Here is a 17,258-nt window from a genome sequence, read left to right on the forward strand (position 1 = left end):
ACGACTCCTTAAGTAACAATGGCCGGATGGACGTGGGCAATGTGGCACGGGAGACCGGCGCCGAGTGGATCGGCCAGCCGCATCACGAGGACGTTCCCGCAGGTGCCCGCCCATCGGTTCCCGCCAAGGACCCGTTCTACGAGCCGCCCGCCGGATTCGAACACGCCCGCCCGGGGACGATTCTGCGATCCCGCAACGTCGAATTGGCGTTCATGGGCGTCGTGCGGCAGAAGCTGACCGCGACCCAGCTGCTCTACCGCACCACCGATTTCAACGGCGACCCGCACGCCACCGTCACCACCGTCGTGGTGCCCACCGAACGCGACCACCGGCGGCCCTGCCCGATCGTGTCCTACCAGTGCGCGATCGACGCCGTCGCCGGCCGGTGCTTTCCGTCGTACGCGCTGCGGCGCGGCGCCAAGGCCGTCGGCGCGCTGGCCCAGATCGAGTTCCTGCTGATCGCCGCCGCGCTGGCCGAGGGCTGGGCGGTGTCGGTGCCGGACCACGAGGGGGTGCAGGGCATGTGGGGTGCGCCCCACGAACCCGGCTACCACATCCTCGACGGCGTCCGCGCGGCGATGAACTGCGAACGCCTCAGGCTGTCGGCCGACGCACCGGTGGGTCTGTGGGGGTATTCGGGCGGCGGCCTGGCAACCGCGTGGGCCGCGGAGACCTGCGGCACCTACGCCCCCGAGCTCAACGTCGTCGGCGCCATCCTGGGCTCGCCCGTCGCCGATCTGGGCCATGCGTTCCGCCGCCTCAACGGCAGCGTCTTCTCCGGGCTGCCTGCCATGGTCGTCGCGGCGCTGACGCAGACCTACCCCGACCTCGACCGCGTCATCCAGGAGCACGCAACCGAAACCGGTAAGGCGATGCTGTTGCGCATCCAGAAGATGACCACCGCCCACGCCGTGTTGCGTTGGGTCGGGATGGACATGGGCAAGCTGGTGGACCGGCCGCTCGAAGAGATCCTGCAGACCCCCGAGGTGCAGGCGGTGTTCGACCGGATCAAACTCGGTACCGCGATCCCGGCACCGCCGATCCTGCTGGTCCAGGCGGTGCACGACCGCATCGTGTCGGTCGACGACATCGACGCGCTCGCCGCGACCTACACCGCGGGCGGGGCCAGCGTCACCTACCACCGCGACATGTTCAGCGAGCACATGCTGCTGCACCCGATGTCCGCGCCGATGACACTGCGCTGGCTGCGCGACCGATTCGCCGGGCGCCCGCTGCGCACCCACATCACGCGGACCACCTGGCCGACGCTGCTGAACCCGTCCACCTACCGCGGTATGGCGCGCCTGATGGTCATCACGGCGAAGGTGGCGACGGGACGACGGGTAGAGCGCCGTCCACTGTCGCTGTTCGATCAGTGAGGCCAGTGGGGCGGTAGTCGACCGGCGGCCAGCCGCCCAGGTCGTCGCGGGACGTCGCGACCGCGCACAGCCCGTAGACCAACGCCGCGATGCCCGCCGGGAACAGCACGAACGTGATGATCTGCAGCGGCGTGTGCCCGAAGAACACCGCAGGCGCCTCGACGACGTAGTGCACCCGGTTCTCCGGATTGATCGGCGCGGCGTCGACGTCGATCGACCCGTACCGCAACCGCACCAGCGCGGCCCCCACCCCGGCCGCTGCGGCCGCTGCGGTCATACAGCCGGCGGCCAGTGCGGCGGCGAGTACCGGACCGCGGTGCGCGCGCCACTGCCAGACCGCGACCGCGGCGACGGCGGCCAGCGCCAGCAGCATGCCGGTGAGCAGGAACGCGGCGGTGAAGAAATGGTCGGCCTCGGCGCCGAGATAGGCCCTGACCCGGTCCCCGGACCGCGACAACGCGACCACACCGCGGATCGGCGGGGCCAGCAGCGCCCACAGTGCACCGACGACCGTCCCGGCCAGAGTCAGCGCCGCGACGGTCACCGCGGCGGCGCGGCGATGCGAGACCCGCGGCGCGGTCACCGCTGGGTCTCCAGGTCCTTCGAGTCGACGACACCGTGGCGCGAGCACTTCGCCCACCAGCCGTCGGGACGCACCTGGACGATCATCCGGCGGCCACAGTCAGCACAGAACCGCGGCGGTTCGAGCCCGAGCTGCGCGGCTGTCGGCACCGCGGTCCCCGCGGACGCGCCGGTGTAGACGTTGTAGCGGCCCGCGCCGACGGGCGCCGGCAGTTCGTCGACCATCACTACAGCGTCGCGTTGAGCGCCTTGATGGGCATCTGCAGGTCGTCGAGCAGCTGGAGATCGGCTTCGGCGGGACGGCCCAGCGTGGTCAGGTAGTTGCCGACGATGACGGCGTTGATGCCGCCGAGGATGCCCTTCTTGGCGCCCAGGTCGCCGAGGGTGATCTCGCGGCCGCCGGCGAAGCGCAGCATGGTGCGCGGGAGCGCCAGCCGGAACGCGGCGACGGCCTTGAGCGCCTCGGTCGCGGGCAGCACCTCCAGATCCCCGAACGGCGTGCCCGGACGCGGGTTCAAGAAGTTCAGCGGGACCTCATGCGGATCGAGTTCGGCGAGGTTCGCGGCGAATTCGGCGCGCTGCTCGAGGGTTTCGCCCATACCGAGGATGCCGCCGCAGCAGACCTCCATGCCGGCCTCGCGCACCATCTCGAGGGTGCCCCACCGCTCCTCCCACGAGTGCGTGGTCACCACGTTGGTGAAGAACGACCGCGCCGTCTCCAAGTTGTGGTTGTAGCGGTGCACACCCATGTCTTTGAGGCGGTCGACCTGCTCCTGGGTCAGCATGCCCAGCGAGCAGGCGATCTGGATGTCGACCTCGTTGCGGATCGCCTCGATGCCGGCGGCGACCTGAGCGAGCAGCCGCTCGTCGGGTCCACGCACGGCGGCCACGATGCAGAACTCGCTGGCGCCGCTCTTGGCGGTCTGCTTGGCGGCCTCCACGAGGCTGGGGATGTCGAGCCATGCGCTGCGCACCGGCGAGGCGAACAGGCCGGACTGCGAACAGAAGTGGCAGTCCTCCGGGCAGCCGCCGGTCTTGAGGCTGATGATGCCCTCGACCTCGACGTCGGGTCCGCAGTGCGCCATCCGCACCTCGTGCGCCAGTGCCAGGAGATCGTCGAGCCGGTCGTCGGGCAACTGCAGCACCTGCAGCGTCTGCTCCTGATTCAGACCTTCGCCGCGCTCCAGCACCTGCTCGCGCGCCACCGCCAGAATGTCGCTCACCCGATCTCCTCTTCAGTTCGTCTGCTCTTCGCGCAAGCGCCCATCACACGACTTGAACGGTGTTCAGGTTAGGGTAACTGCGTGCAACTGCACAAACGCGACGTGGTGGACGCGGCCACCGCCATCCTCGACGACTTCGGCATCGCCGATCTGACGATGCGCAGGCTCGCGCGCGAACTCAATGTCACCCCCGGCGCCCTGTACTGGCATGTCGCCAACAAGCAGGAGCTGCTCGGCGCGGTCGCCGATCGGATTCTGGCCGGCGTGCCGGAGGCGACCGGGATCGTCGAGGTCTGCACCCGGCTGCGGGATGCGCTGCTGTCGCACACCGACGGAGCGGAGCTGGTGTCCGCGAGCTTCGCGGCCGGCCAGTCCGCGGCGATGACCGACGTCGTGGCCCGTCTGACCGAGGCGGTTGTCGACGCCGGCGTCGCCGCGCACCATGCCGGGTTGGCGGCGCGCACCGTCGTCTACTACGTGCTGGGCTTCACCGTCGACGAACAGTCACGGCGGCAGTGGGACGCTGCGGGCGCGGAGCTGCCCGGCGCCGAGCCGGTATGGAGCGACGATGCGACCGCGCGCTTCCGGTTCGGCGTCGATCTGCTCGTCAACGGAATCAACGCCGGCGAACGTGAGCTCGTGATCGACGATTCGCCGATTTCTCGCGCATGAGCTCACGCTCGCGAGATCGGATGCTCGACGCGGTGCTCGCCGTCCCAGTGCCGTAGCCCGGTGAACCGGCAGGCGATGTCCGAGCCGATACCCGGCACCGTCATCGCGGCGGGCAGTTGCTCGGGCGGGAGCCGCCGGGCGAGCGTCACGTGCGGCGTCCACTGCCCCGGCGCAGCGTGCGGCAGCGGCCCGTCCGGGTTGTGCGGGCGGCACGCGTCGTCGACCGCGGCGTGCAACGCGAGCAGGTCCGTCGAGGGCACCAGCAGCCGGACGAGCGTGAGCGTGCGGTGGCCGAACAGCATCGGGGCGCCGATCAGACCGTCGAGCGGCAGCAGGTCGAGCAGCGGGCGCAGGGCGTCGTCGACGGCATCGGGCAGGGTGGCGGCCACGGTGAGGGTGACGTGCGGACGGTTGGTCGGCGAGCGATGGCTCTCCTGACTCCGAATACCCGCCGCGCTGAGATCCGTCCAGAGCCGGCGCACCGCGGCGTCGCTGTCGGGGTCGAACAGCAGCTCGACGGAGTGCACCACTTAGACCAGCTCCGTGATCCATCCGCGGTCGAAGACGGCGGCGCTGAGGTCCTCGAACGCCTCCGGCGACAGCGTTGCCGCACCCGCAGGCAGCACCGCCCGCAGTGCGGCCAGCCCTGCCAGCGCCTCCCGGTTTCCCGTTTCGGCGACACCCGGCGCGGCCGGCCATGCGCCGATGATCAGCCCGGCGCAGGAAACACCCTGCGCGACAAGCGCTTCGAGTGTCAGCGCGGTGTGGTTGAGGGTGCCGAGGCCGGGGGCGACGACAAGCAGCACCGGCGCGGCGAGCGCGACGGCGAGATCACGCAGCGTCACCCCGTCGCGGCCGAGTTCGACGAGCAGTCCGCCTGCTCCCTCGACGAGCACCAGCCGGCCGGGCCCGTCGGCCGTACGCACCAGCTCCACCAGGTCGGCACGGGTGGGCAGCGCGGCATCGGCCCGCGTCGCCGCAGCGACCGGCGCCAGCGGCTCGGGGTAGCGCCAGCCCGGATACAGTTCGCGGACCCCGGACAGCCGCGCGATCTCGACCAGGTCATCGTCGCCAGGCCCGTAAACCGGGTCGATACCGGTCTGGACCGGTTTGCACACCGCGACGTCGATTTCGGCCAGCCGGGCCGCGCAGGCCAGCGCCGCGGTGGCGACGGTCTTACCCACACCGGTGTCGGTTCCGGTGACGATGAGGACGCTCACCCGCGCGCTTCTGACAGCACCTCGGTGAGCACCCGCTCGGCCAGGGCCAATTCCTCGCCGCTCAGCGATGCCCGCGCCGTCAACCGCAATCGCGAGGTACCCGCGGGCACCGTCGGCGGGCGGAAGCAGCCGACGCGTACGCCGCGCTCCAGGCACGCCGTCGCCGCGCCGAACGCGACCTCGGGTGCGCCCAGGATCACCGACACCACCGCCGAGGCCGGGACGTCGGTGACCCCGCACGCCCGCGCCAGCGCGGCGGCGTTGTCGAGAACCGCCTGCGCCCGCCACGGTTCGGCGATCAGCACCTGCAGTGCGGCCGCCGCCGCGCCCACCGCCGCGGGCGCCAGTCCGGTGTCGAAGATGAACGGCCGTGCGGCATCGATCAGGTGGGCCCGTACCTCGGCCGGGCCGAGCACCGCGCCGCCCTGGCTGCCGAGCGCCTTCGACAGCGTCGTCGTCACCACCACGTCGGGCGCACCCGCCAGACCGACCTCGTCGACGAGTCCGCGTCCGCCGCTCCCCCGCACCCCGAGGCCGTGCGCCTCGTCGACGATGAGCAGCGCGCCGTGGCGCCGGCACACCTCGTGCAGCGCGGTCAGCGGGGCCAGCGCACCGTCGGCGGAGAACACGGAGTCGGTGACGACGACCGCCCGCTCCTCGTCGCGCGCGGCCAGCGCCGCCTCGACCGCCGCCACCTCCCGGTGCGGGGTGACCACGACGCGGGCACGGGACAGCCGGCATGCGTCGACCAGCGATGCGTGGGTGAACGCGTCGGACACCAGCAGAGAACCGGGGCCGGACAGCGCGACGACCACGCCCATGTTGGCGGTATAGCCGGCCGAGAACACCAAAGCCGACTCCGCACCCATGAAGGCGGCCAGCTCGCGCTCGAACTCTTCGTGCAGTTCGGTGTTGCCGGTGACCAGGCGCGACCCCGTCGAACCCGCACCCCAGGTACGCAGGGCGTGGACCCCGCCGTCGATGACGCGCTGATCGGTCGACAGGCCGAGATAGTCGTTGGAGGCCAGGTCCAGTCCGTCCGCGATGGCGGGCCGGGCCCGCAGTGCGCGTCGCAGCCCGGCGGCCCGGCGCTGGTCCTCGACCTCGTCGAGCCAGGCCAGCGGGGACAGACCGGCGCGTGTCACAGGGCTACTCCCGGAATGGTGGACGCGAATTGAACACCGTTCAGGTTAGTGCATCAACTCAACGCGCTGGCGACACCCACCACCGCCGAGGTGATCTGCGCGAGCTCGTCGGAAGAGCAGATGTAGGGCGGCATGACGTAGACGAGGTTGCGGAACGGCCGCAGCCACACGCGATGGCGCAGTGCCGCCTCGGTCGCGATTCTCATGTCGACCGGTGCGCGCATCTCCACCACACCGATCGCCCCCAGCACGCGCACATCGGCGACGCCGGGCAGGGTGCGGGCCGGTTCCAGGCCCGCACGCAGCTGCTCTTCGATGCCGGCGATGGTGGCCCGCCAGTCCCCCGCGAGCAGCAGTTCGATCGAGGCCGCGCCGACCGCGCACGCCAGGGCGTTGGCCATGAACGTGGGTCCGTGCATCAGCGCCCCGGCCTCACCGGTGCTGATGGTGTGGGCGATCTCGGTGGTGCACAGCGTGGCGGCGAGCGTGAGATAGCCGCCGGTGAGGCCTTTGCCGACGCACATGATGTCCGGTCGCACCCCGGCGTGGTCGGCGGCGAACAGTTCCCCGGTGCGGCCGAATCCGGTGGCGATCTCGTCGAAGATCAGCAGGACGTCGTGGCGGTCGCACATCGCGCGCAGCTCGGTCAGATAGCGCGGATCGTGGAACCGCATCCCGCCCGCACCCTGCACGACGGGTTCGACGATGACGGCGGCCAGCTCGTGGGCGTGTTCGGCGAGCAGGGCCTCGAACTCCGCAACGTAATCGGCGTCGAACTCCGACGGCACCGCAGGTGCGAACACCTGGCGAGCCAGGATGTCGGTCCACAGCCCGTGCATCCCGCCCTCGGGATCGCACACGCTCATCGGGGTGAAGGTGTCGCCGTGGTAGCCGCCACGCCACGTCATCAGCCGGTTACGGCCGGTCCGGCCCGCCGCGCGCCAGTACTGCAGCGCCATCTTGACGGCCACCTCGACCGACACCGAGCCGGAATCGGAGAAGAACACCGTGTCCAGGCCGGCCGGGGTGACGTCGACGAGAAGTTGCGCGAGCCGCACCGCGGGTTCGTGGGTCAGCCCGCCGAACATGACATGGTTCATGGTGTCGAGCTGCTCGCGGATCGCCGCGTCCAGCACCGGGTGCCCGTGGCCGTGAATGGCCGACCACCATGACGCCATCGCGTCGATGACCTCGACCGGCCGGTCGTCCTCGATGACCGTGATCCACGCGCCGCGCGCCCCGACGGCGACGACCGGCGGCAGCGCCTCGGCGCCGACGGTGCTGTACGGATGCCACACGTGCGCGGCGTCCAGCGCGCTGATCTGGGCGGGCGTCAGGGCAGGCACGGGAAACGAGACTAGCCCCGAGTTAGGTAAATTGACCCTCAACCATGAGCACCTTCACCCCAGCCCGGTCGGCGCGCCCCGCAGACCGGGGCGGGTTCCGGAGTGCCGGAACGGGGACCCGCGACGCGGGGTTCTACCGTCATGACCTCGACGGACTCCGCGGGGTGGCGATCCTGCTGGTGGCCGTGTTCCACGTCTGGTTCGGCCGGGTCTCCGGCGGCGTCGACGTGTTCCTGGCGCTGTCGGGCTTCTTCTTCGGCAGCCGGCTGCTGCGCGCGGCACTGACCCCGGGGGTCAAGACGTCGCCGGTGTCGGAGATCACCCGGCTGATCCGGCGGCTGCTGCCCGCGCTGGTCGTGGTGCTGGCCGCCTCGGCGGTACTGACGATCCTGATCCAGCCGGAGACGCGGTGGGAGACCTTCGCCGACCAGAGCCTGGCCAGCCTCGGCTACTACCAGAACTGGGAGCTGGCGACCACGGCGTCGGACTATCTGCGCGCCAGTGAGACGGTCAGCCCGCTGCAGCACATCTGGTCGATGTCGGTGCAGGGCCAGTTCTACCTCGCGTTCCTGATGCTGATCCTCGGCTTCGCCGTACTGTTTCGCCGCATGCTGGGCCGCCACCTGCGCCTGGCGTTCGTGCTGCTGCTCGTCGCGCTGACGGTGGCCTCGTTCGTCTACGCGGTGTACGCCCACAACGACGATCAGGCGTTCGCCTACTACAACACTTTCGCCCGCGCGTGGGAGTTGCTGCTCGGCGCCCTCGCCGGGGCGGTGGTCGGCCACCTCCGGGCACCGATGTGGCTGCGCACGGTGCTCGCGACGGTGGCGCTGGCGGCGATCCTGCTGTGCGGCTGGTTCATCGACGGCGTCCGGGAGTTCCCCGGCCCGTGGGCGCTGGTGCCGGTCGGGGCCACCGTGCTGTTCGTGCTGTCGGGCGCCAACCGCAATGCCGACCCGCTCCTGGCGACGTCGGGCGGTCGGCTACCCCTGCCGAACCGGCTGCTGGCCACCAAGCCGTTCGTGACGCTGGGCTCGATGGCCTACTCGCTGTACCTGTGGCATTGGCCGCTGCTGATCTTCCTGCTCGCCGAGACCGGCCAGACCCGCGTGAACTTCTGGCAGGGCGCCGCCGTGCTCGCGGTGTCCGGGGTGCTGGCGTGGTTGACGATGCGCTACGTCGAGGAGCCGCTGCGGGCCAAGCGCACGGCGGCCGGCACCGCTCCGGCGCGGACCGGGTTGCGGCGTTCCACGATCGTGCTCGGGTCGACAGTCGCGCTGCTCGGCGTCGCCCTGACCGCGACGTCGTTCACCTGGCGCGAGCACGTCACCATCCAGCGGGCCAACGGCAAGGACCTGCCGACGCTGTCGACCGCCGAGTACCCGGGCGCGCTCGCGCTGACCAACCGCATGCGGGCGCCGAAGCTCCCGATGCGGCCGACGGTGCTGGAGGCCAGGAAGGATCTGCCCGTCACCACCACCGACGGCTGCATCTCCGACTTCGACAACGTCGGCGTCATCAACTGCACCTACGGGGACAAGACCGCGCCGCGGACGATCGCCCTGGCCGGCGGATCGCACGCCGAGCACTGGATCACCGCGCTGGACATCCTTGGACAGCAACACGGGTTCAAGGTGGTCACCTATCTGAAGATGGGCTGTCCGCTGACCACCGAGCAGATGCCGCTGGTGATGGGCGACAACCGGCCCTATCCGGAATGCCACCGGTGGAACGAGGCCGTGATGCCACGGCTGCTGGCCGACCGCCCCGACTACGTGTTCACCACCTCGACGCGGCCGTGGAACATCAAGGACGGCGACGTCATGCCGTCGACGTACCTCGGTATCTGGGAAACCATGGCTCGCAACAACATTCCGGTGCTGGCGATGCGCGACACCCCGTGGCTGGTGCGCGACGGCGAACCCTACATCCCCGCGGACTGCCTGGCCGACGGCGGCGACGCCGTCTCCTGCGGCATCGAGCGCTCCAAGGTACTCTCCGACGACAACCCGACACTCGACTACGTCGAGCGGTTCCCGCAGTTGCGGCCGCTGGACATGAGCGACGCAGTGTGTCGTGACGACTACTGCCGCGTGGTGGAGGGAAATGTGTTGGTCTACCACGACGCTCACCACATCTCGGCGACCTACATGCGCACCATGGTCGACGAACTGGGACGTCAGATCGCCGCCGCCACCGGCTGGTGGTGACGATGTCCCCGTACAACGCGTGGCCTGGGGAGCCCTATCCGCTCGGCGCGACCTACGACGGCGCGGGCACCAATTTCTCGGTGTTCTCCGAGTGCGCCGAACGCGTGGAGCTCTGCCTGATCGCCAAGGACGGCACCGAGGAGCGCATCAACCTCGAAGAGGTCGACGGGTACGTCTGGCACGCATATCTGCCGAACGTGAGTCCGGGCCGGCGCTACGGCTTCCGCGTGTACGGACCGTGGGATCCGGCGGCCGGGCACCGCTGCGATCCCAGCAAGCTGCTGCTCGACCCCTACGGCAAGGCGTTCTACGGCGACTTCCAGTTCGGTCAGGCGCTGTACTCCTACGACCTCGAAGCCGAGGATCTGGCCTCCGGCGGCACCCCGCCGCGGATCGACTCGCTGGGCCACACGATGACCAGCGTCGTCATCAACCCGTTCTTCCAGTGGGGGTCCGACCGCGCACCGCGCACGCCCTATCACGACACGGTGATCTACGAGGCGCACGTCAAGGGGATGACCCAGCGGCATCCGGCGATCCCCGAGGAGTTGCGCGGCACCTACGCCGGTCTCGGCCACCCGGCGATCATCGACCATCTCAAATCGCTGAACGTCACCGCGATCGAACTGATGCCGGTCCACCAATTCATGCACGATCACCGGCTGCTGGACCTCGGGTTGCGAAACTACTGGGGTTACAACACCTTCGGCTTCTTCGCCCCGCACAACGACTACGCCGCGGCCAAACATGCCGGCGGCCCGGTCGCGGAGTTCAAGGCCATGGTGCGGTCGTTCCACGAGGCGGGTATCGAGGTCATCCTCGACGTCGTCTACAACCACACCGCGGAGGGCAACCACCTCGGGCCCACCATCAACTTCCGCGGCATCGACAACGCGGCCTACTACCGGCTGCTCGACGGCGACCTGCGCTACTACAAGGACTTCACCGGCACCGGTAACAGCCTCAACGCCCGCCACCCGCACACCCTGCAGCTGATCATGGACTCGCTGCGGTACTGGGTGCTGGAGATGCACGTCGACGGGTTCCGGTTCGATCTGGCGTCCACGCTGGCCCGCGAACTGCACGACGTCGACCGCCTCAGCGCGTTCTTCGACCTGGTCCAGCAGGATCCGGTGATCAGCCAGGTGAAGCTGATCGCCGAACCGTGGGACGTCGGCGAGGGCGGATACCAGGTCGGCAACTTCCCAGGTTTGTGGACCGAGTGGAACGGGCAATATCGCGACACTGTGCGCGATTACTGGCGGGGCGAGCCCGCAACTCTCGGCGAATTCGCCTCCCGGCTGACGGGCTCATCGGACCTCTACGAGGCCACCGGTCGGCGCCCCAGCGCCAGCATCAACTTCGTCACCTGTCATGACGGCTTCACAATGAAGGACCTGGTGTCCTACAACGAGAAGCACAACATGGCCAACGGCGAGGACAACCGGGACGGTGAGAGCCACAACCGGTCCTGGAACTGCGGGGTGGAGGGCCCGACCGACGATCCGGCCATCAACGAACTGCGCGGTCGGCAGATGCGCAACATGATGGCGACGCTGATGGTCAGCCAGGGCACCCCGATGATCGCGCACGGCGACGAGATCGGCCGCACCCAGCAGGGCAACAACAACGTCTACTGCCAGGACTCCGAGCTGTCGTGGATGGACTGGTCGTTGTGCCAGGCCAACGCCGATCTGCTCGAGTTCACCCGCAAGGTGGTGGCGTTCCGTAAACGCCACCCGGTGTTCCGGCGCCGCCGCTTCTTCGAGGGCAAACCGATCCGCAGCGGCGACCAGGTGCGCGACATCGCGTGGCTGACGCCGGCGGGCCTGGAGATGACCCCGCAGGACTGGGGCGCCGGGTTGGGCCTGTGCGTGACGGTGTTCCTCAACGGCGACGCCATCCCCACGCCCAACGCCCGCGGCGAGCGGGTGGTCGACGATTCGTTCCTGCTGTGCTTCAACGCCGGCGAGGACCCCCACGAATTCGTCCTGCCCGACGCCGACTACGGCGCGCAGTGGGAAGCCGACTTCGACACCGCCCAGCCGTCGGGTCACTCCGACCTCGTCGCTGCGGCCGGCGACACGGTCACGCTGTCCCCCCGATCGATACTCGTACTCCGAAAGACGGCGTGATGTCTGATCCGCGGATCTCCCCTGTCCTGTCCACCTACCGACTGCAGATCCGCGGCGCCGAGAGCGGACAGGCGTTCACCCTCTCCGATGCCGAGGATCTGCTCGACTACCTCGCCGATCTCGGGGTGTCGCACGTCTATCTCTCGCCGATCCTGACCGCGACCAAGGGCTCCACCCACGGCTACGACGTCACCGATCCGACGACGGTGTCGGCCGAACTCGGCGGCGCCGACGGGCTGGCCTCGCTGTCGGCCGCCGCCCGTGCGCGCGGACTCGGGGTGGTCGTGGACATCGTGCCCAACCATGTCGGCGTCGATCAGCCCACCCAGAACCGGTGGTGGTGGGATCTGCTGGAGAACGGCCGTAACTCCGCCTACGCCACGTACTTCGACGTCGACTGGACCGCTGACCCCGATGGTCGAATCCTGTTGCCTGTCCTGGGATCTGACGACGACGTCGCCGATCTCACCGTCGACGGCGACGTGCTCCGGCTGGGCGATCTGGCGTTCCCCGTCGCGCCCGGCACCGGGGACGGCACCGGACCCGAGGTACACGATCGCCAGCACTACCGGCTGATCGGCTGGCGCAACGGCATCTGCGGCTACCGGCGGTTCTTCTCGATCACCTCGCTGGCGGGTCTGCGGCAGGAGGACCGCGAGGTGTTCGATGCGACGCACGCCGAGGTCAAACGCTGGTTCACCGAGGGCCTGGTCGACGGTATCCGCATCGACCATCCTGACGGCCTGGCCGACCCGCCCGGATACCTCGCGTGGCTGCGCGAACTTGTCGGACCGGACGCCTGGATCGTCATCGAGAAGATCCTCGCCGTCGACGAACCCCTGGACCCCAGCCTGCCCGTCGCTGGTACCACCGGATACGACTCGCTGCGCGAGATCGGCGGCCTGTTCATCGATCCCGCCGGCGAGGAAGCGCTCACCGCGCTCTACGAATCCACCGGCGTGGACTACGCCACGATGCCGCGCACCGCGCGCGAGCTCAAGGTCGCCGCGGTCACCGACACCCTCGGCAGCGAGCTGGCCCGGCTACGGCGCGCGATCGTCGCCGCCACCGGTCAGGACCACGAGCAGCTGCCCGCCGCCGTGGCCGCGGTCATCAGCCGCCTCGGCGTGTACCGCTCCGACTATCTCAACCTGGCCACGGTGCTGCCCGTCGCGATCGCCGAAACCCTCGACGAGACACCGGATCTGGCGGACCCGCTGGAGATCGTGTCGGCGGCGGTGGCGGCCCACGGTGAGGCCGCGACACGGTTCCAGCAGTTGTGCGGTGCGGCGACGGCCAAGGCCATGGAGGACTGCCTGTTCTATCGCGACGCCCGACTGGTGTCGCTCAACGAGGTCGGCGGGGAACCCGAGTGGTTCGGCGTCAGCCCGGCGGAGTTCCACCAGCGCGCGGCCGCCCGCGCCCAGATCTGGCCGAACGCGATGACCACGCTGTCGACGCACGACACCAAACGCGGTGAGGACGTCCGCGCCCGCATCGGGGTGCTCTCGCAGGTGCCGACGCTGTGGGCGCAGTACGTCGACGGCTGGCTGGCGCGCACCTCTCCCCCGGACCGGGCGACGGCACTGTTCCTGCTGCAGAACATGTTCGGGGTGTGGCCGGTGACCGGGCAGGTCTCCGACGAGCTGCGCGGCCGGTTGCACGCCTACGCCGAGAAGGCGATCCGCGAGGCGGCGGTGCAGACCACGTGGAACGACCCCGACGAACAGTTCGAGTCCGGCGTGCACAGCTGGATCGACGCGGTGATCGACGGACCCGTCGGGGTGGAGCTCACCCGGCTGACCGAGCAACTCGATCCGCATGCCCGCAACGACGCCCTCGGCCAGAAGCTGTTCGCGCTCGCCGCCCCCGGCGTGCCCGACGTCTACCAGGGCACCGAACTGTGGGACGACAGCCTCGTCGATCCGGACAACCGGCGACCGGTCGACTACGCCGACCGGCGCAGCGAGCTCGCCGCGCTGCAGCACCCCAAGATCCGGGTGGTGCAGGCGGGGCTACAGGCCCGCCGCGACCGTCCGGACAGTTTCCTGGCGGGCGGCTACGCACCGGTGCCGGCGACCGGCGCCGCGGCCGGGCACCTGCTGGCGTTCCGCCGCGGAACCGACGTCATCGCCGCGGCCAGCCGCCACACCGTCGGCCTGTCCGAATCCGGTTGGCGCGATACCACTCTCACACTTCCCGACGGCGACTGGACCGACCGGATCACCGGGCGGCGGGTGAGCGGCACCGTGGCCGCCGCCGACCTGTTCGCCGAACTCCCCGTCGCACTACTGGAGCGTGACCATGCCTGAGTTCGCCGTCTGGGCCCCACGCCCCGAACGCGTCCGACTCGACGTCGAAGGCACCCTGCACCCGATGACCCGCGGTGAGGACAGCTGGTGGCGCGCCGAGGTCGACGCCGCACCCGATGCCCGCTACGGCTTCGTGCTCGATGACGATCCGAAGGTGCTGCCGGACCCGCGTTCGGCCCGGCAGCCCGACGGGGTGCACGAACGCTCCCAGCTGTGGGCGCCCTCGCCGGACGCCTGGACTGACGGCGACTGGGCCGGCCGGTCCATCGAGGGCCGCGTCATCTACGAGCTGCACACCGGGACCTTCACTCCCGAGGGCACGTTCGACGCGGCGATCGGGAAGCTGGATCATCTTGTCGACCTCGGGGTCGACTTCGTCGAGCTGATGCCGGTCAACGCGTTCGGCGGGACCCACGGCTGGGGCTACGACGGCGTGCTCTGGTACGCGGTGCACGAACCGTACGGCGGGCCCGACGCGCTGATCCGGCTCATCGACGCCTGCCACCGCCGCGGGCTCGGCGTGCTCATCGACGCGGTGTTCAACCACCTCGGGCCGTCAGGGAACTATCTGCCGATGTTCGGTCCGTACCTGTCGACGGGCAGCAACCCGTGGGGTGAGTCGATCAACATCGCCGACTCCGACGCCGACGAGGTGCGGCGCTACATCCTCGACTGTGCGCTGCGCTGGATGCGCGACTTCCACGCCGACGGGCTGCGCCTGGACGCCGTGCACGCGCTCGTGGACACCACGGCCATCCACATCCTCGAGGAGCTGTCGGCCGAAACCGACGCGCTGGCAGCCCACTTGGGCCGGCCGCTGTCGCTGATCGCCGAGAGTGACATGAACGATCCCCGGCTGATCACCCCGCGGGATCAGGGTGGGCTCGGGATGACCGCCCAGTGGGACGACGACATCCACCACGCCATCCACGCCGCGGTGTCGGGTGAGCAGCAGGGCTACTACGGCGATTTCGGCTCCGTCGAGACGCTGGCGCAGACACTGCGCCACGGCTACTTCCACGCCGGCACCTACTCGTCGTTCCGGCACCGCAGGCACGGCAGGCCGCTGGACACCGCGACGATTCCGGCCACCCGGCTGCTCGCCTACACCCTTACCCACGATCAGGTCGGCAACCGTGCGATCGGTGACCGGCCGTCGCAGAACCTGACCACCGGCCAGCTCGCGGTCAAGGCCGCGCTCGCGCTCGGATCTCCATATACCGCAATGCTGTTCATGGGCGAGGAATGGGCGTCGTCGTCGCCGTTCCAGTTCTTCAGCAGCCATCCCGAACCGGAGCTGGCGCGGGCGACGGCCGAGGGCCGCAAGAAGGAGTTCTCCGACCACGGCTGGGACGCCGACGAGATCCCGGATCCGCAGGATCCCGACACGTTCCTGCGCTCGAAGCTCGACTGGGACGAGGTCACCGACGGCGACCACGGACGGCTACTCGAGATCTACCGCGGGTTGATCGCGTTGCGCCGCAACGAACCCGACCTCGCCGACCCGTGGCTGGACCACATGACCGTCGACTACGACGAAGCGCAGCGCTGGATCGTCATGCGCCGCGGCAGCGTCGCCGTGGCCTGCAACATGGGCGACGACGCCGTCGTGGTGCCGGTGTCCGGTGAGGTGCTGCTGGCGTGGGGCGAGCCCACCGCCGACGGCGACGGCACCCGGCTGGCGGGTCAGTCGTTCGCCGTCGTCCGGACCGGTTAGAGCAGGTACCGGTAGGCCGGGGAATCCGGCGCGAGCGTCTCGATGTGCATGTCGAGGGCCTGCATGCGGTGCAGCAGCCCGTCGAAATCGGCAGCCGATCCGAGCTCGATACCGACCAGCGCCTCACCGGTGTCGCGGTTGTTGCGCTTGACGTATTCGAAGAGCGTGATGTCGTCGTTCGGACCGAGCACCTCGTCCAGGAAGCGCCGCAGCGCACCCGGCTCCTGCGGGAAGCCCACCAGGAAGTAGTGCTTGAGCCCGAGGTGCACCAGCGACCGTTCGAGCACCTCCCCGTAGCGCGATACGTCGTTGTTGCCGCCGGAGATCAGGCACACCACCGTCGACCCCGGTTCCACGGACGTCTCCAGCAGTCCGGCCACCGACAGCGCACCCGCGGGCTCGGCGATGATGCCCTCGTTCTGATAGAGATCGAGCATCGCCGTGCACACCGCACCCTCGTCCACCGCGGTCAGCGACACCATGTCCCCGGCCGCGCTGAGCACTTCGAACGGCAGCTGGCCGGCCCGGGCCACGGCGGCGCCGTCGACGAACTGGTCGACGTGCTCGAGAGTGACCGGCTCGCCCGCGGTCAGGGCGGTCAGCATCGTGGCCGCACCCGCGGGCTCCACCCCCAGGATCGAGGTGCCCGACGTGCGTTCGGCGAGGTAGGTGGTGATCCCGGAGATGCAGCCGCCGCCGCCCACCGGCACGATCACCAGATCCGGTTCGGCACCGAGATCGTCGAGGATCTCCGCGGCGATGGTGCCCTGCCCGGCCATGGTGCGCAGATCGTCGTACGGCGGCACCAGCGTCGCGCCGGTGCGCTGGACGTCGTCGAGCGCCGCGGCCGCCGCCATGTCGTACGTGGCGCCGCCGGCGATGAGCTCGATGAATTCCCGGCCGTGGTAGCGGATCCGGTCGCGCTTCTGCTTCGGCGTCTTGGCCGGGATGTAGACCCGGCCCTTGACCCCCATGGTGCGACAGGCCAAGGCGAAGCCCTGCGCGTGGTTACCGGCCGACGAACAGACCACCCCGGCGGCCAGCTCGTCGGCCGTCAGCTGGGAGAGCAGGTTGAATGCGCCGCGCAGCTTGTACGAGCGCACCGCCTGCAGATCCTCACGCTTGAGGTAGACGGTGGCGTCGGTGGCATCGGACAGCCGTTCGGAGTACTGCAGCGGGGTCCGGATCACCACGCCCGAAATTCGCGCGGCGGCCTCGTCGATGTCGGCCGCGGTCAGCGGCGGCGAGGTACGAGGTTGCCGGCTCAGATCGGTGGACACCGGTCAATGGTGCCACTGCGGCGCTCGGGTGGCACAG

The 17,258-nt window shown here is 69.8% G+C and carries 14 protein-coding genes; 6 read left to right on the forward strand and 8 right to left on the reverse strand.

Annotated features, from left to right (window positions below; all coding sequences use genetic code 11):
- Positions 1–26 precede the first annotated feature (26 nt).
- Positions 27–1,379, forward strand: coding sequence for a lipase family protein (locus A5757_RS07560; RefSeq protein WP_066830935.1), 1,353 nt, complete (start codon positions 27–29; stop codon positions 1,377–1,379).
- Here the strand turns inward: A5757_RS07560 and A5757_RS07565 are convergent.
- The 3 genes from A5757_RS07565 to bioB are packed head-to-tail and all read right to left on the reverse strand — an operon-like array spanning position 1,315 to position 3,184.
- A complete protein-coding gene (locus tag A5757_RS07565; RefSeq protein WP_066830937.1) occupies positions 1,315–1,962 on the reverse strand; it encodes a DUF2567 domain-containing protein in 648 nt (215 codons plus the stop codon). The two genes, A5757_RS07560 and A5757_RS07565, sit on opposite strands and share 65 nt — an antisense overlap.
- A complete protein-coding gene (locus A5757_RS07570; protein ID WP_066830938.1) occupies positions 1,959–2,186 on the reverse strand; it encodes a hypothetical protein in 228 nt (75 codons plus the stop codon). Before A5757_RS07570 ends, A5757_RS07565 begins: the two co-directional genes overlap by 4 nt.
- Positions 2,187–2,188: 2 nt before the next feature.
- A complete protein-coding gene (gene bioB / locus A5757_RS07575; RefSeq protein ID WP_066830940.1) occupies positions 2,189–3,184 on the reverse strand; it encodes a biotin synthase BioB in 996 nt (331 codons plus the stop codon).
- A gap of 81 nt (positions 3,185–3,265) precedes the next feature.
- Between bioB and A5757_RS07580 the strand changes: the two genes are divergently transcribed.
- Complete coding sequence (locus A5757_RS07580; protein WP_066830942.1) at positions 3,266–3,856, forward strand: TetR/AcrR family transcriptional regulator C-terminal domain-containing protein; 591 nt, start codon at positions 3,266–3,268, stop codon at positions 3,854–3,856.
- Positions 3,857–3,858: 2 nt separating this feature from the next.
- On the opposite strand, the gene A5757_RS07585 is transcribed toward A5757_RS07580, so the two are convergent.
- Genes A5757_RS07585 through A5757_RS07600 form a run of 4 tightly spaced genes read right to left on the reverse strand, consistent with a single transcriptional unit; the run spans position 3,859 to position 7,567 of the window.
- The gene (locus A5757_RS07585) at positions 3,859–4,386 is read right to left on the reverse strand and encodes a 2'-5' RNA ligase family protein (RefSeq protein ID WP_066830944.1); all 528 of its coding nucleotides are present in this window, start codon (positions 4,384–4,386) and stop codon (positions 3,859–3,861) included.
- The gene (gene bioD, locus A5757_RS07590; protein WP_066830947.1) at positions 4,387–5,076 is read right to left on the reverse strand and encodes a dethiobiotin synthase; all 690 of its coding nucleotides are present in this window, start codon (positions 5,074–5,076) and stop codon (positions 4,387–4,389) included.
- Positions 5,073–6,221, reverse strand: a complete 1,149-nt coding sequence (locus A5757_RS07595) for an 8-amino-7-oxononanoate synthase (protein WP_066830949.1) — start codon at positions 6,219–6,221, stop codon at positions 5,073–5,075. The genes bioD and A5757_RS07595 overlap by 4 nt, the downstream gene beginning before the upstream one ends.
- A gap of 53 nt (positions 6,222–6,274) precedes the next feature.
- The gene (locus A5757_RS07600; protein WP_066830951.1) at positions 6,275–7,567 is read right to left on the reverse strand and encodes an adenosylmethionine--8-amino-7-oxononanoate transaminase; all 1,293 of its coding nucleotides are present in this window, start codon (positions 7,565–7,567) and stop codon (positions 6,275–6,277) included.
- 44 nt (positions 7,568–7,611) lie between these two features.
- Between A5757_RS07600 and A5757_RS07605 the strand changes: the two genes are divergently transcribed.
- From A5757_RS07605 to treZ, 4 genes are read left to right on the forward strand one after another with little or no spacing between them, the layout of a single operon-like run.
- Positions 7,612–9,777: an acyltransferase family protein gene (locus tag A5757_RS07605; RefSeq protein ID WP_066830953.1), complete on the forward strand. Its 2,166-nt coding sequence runs from the start codon at positions 7,612–7,614 to the stop codon at positions 9,775–9,777.
- 2 nt (positions 9,778–9,779) lie between these two features.
- Entirely contained in the window at positions 9,780–11,912 is a 2,133-nt protein-coding gene (glgX, locus tag A5757_RS07610; protein WP_066832233.1) for a glycogen debranching protein GlgX, read from the forward strand.
- Positions 11,912–14,224, forward strand: a complete 2,313-nt coding sequence (treY, locus tag A5757_RS07615) for a malto-oligosyltrehalose synthase (protein ID WP_066830955.1) — start codon at positions 11,912–11,914, stop codon at positions 14,222–14,224. Before glgX ends, treY begins: the two co-directional genes overlap by 1 nt.
- Positions 14,217–15,941 carry a malto-oligosyltrehalose trehalohydrolase gene (treZ, locus tag A5757_RS07620; RefSeq protein ID WP_066832235.1) on the forward strand — a complete coding sequence of 575 codons (1,725 nt, stop codon included), beginning with the start codon at positions 14,217–14,219 and terminating at the stop codon, positions 15,939–15,941. Before treY ends, treZ begins: the two co-directional genes overlap by 8 nt.
- Here the strand turns inward: treZ and ilvA are convergent.
- Complete coding sequence (ilvA, locus tag A5757_RS07625) at positions 15,938–17,221, reverse strand: threonine ammonia-lyase IlvA (RefSeq protein ID WP_066830957.1); 1,284 nt, start codon at positions 17,219–17,221, stop codon at positions 15,938–15,940. The genes treZ and ilvA overlap by 4 nt on opposite strands.
- Positions 17,222–17,258: the final 37 nt, after the last annotated feature.

This window comes from Mycobacterium sp. 852013-51886_SCH5428379 (genome assembly GCF_001665575.1).
GTDB lineage: Bacteria > Actinomycetota > Actinomycetes > Mycobacteriales > Mycobacteriaceae > Mycobacterium.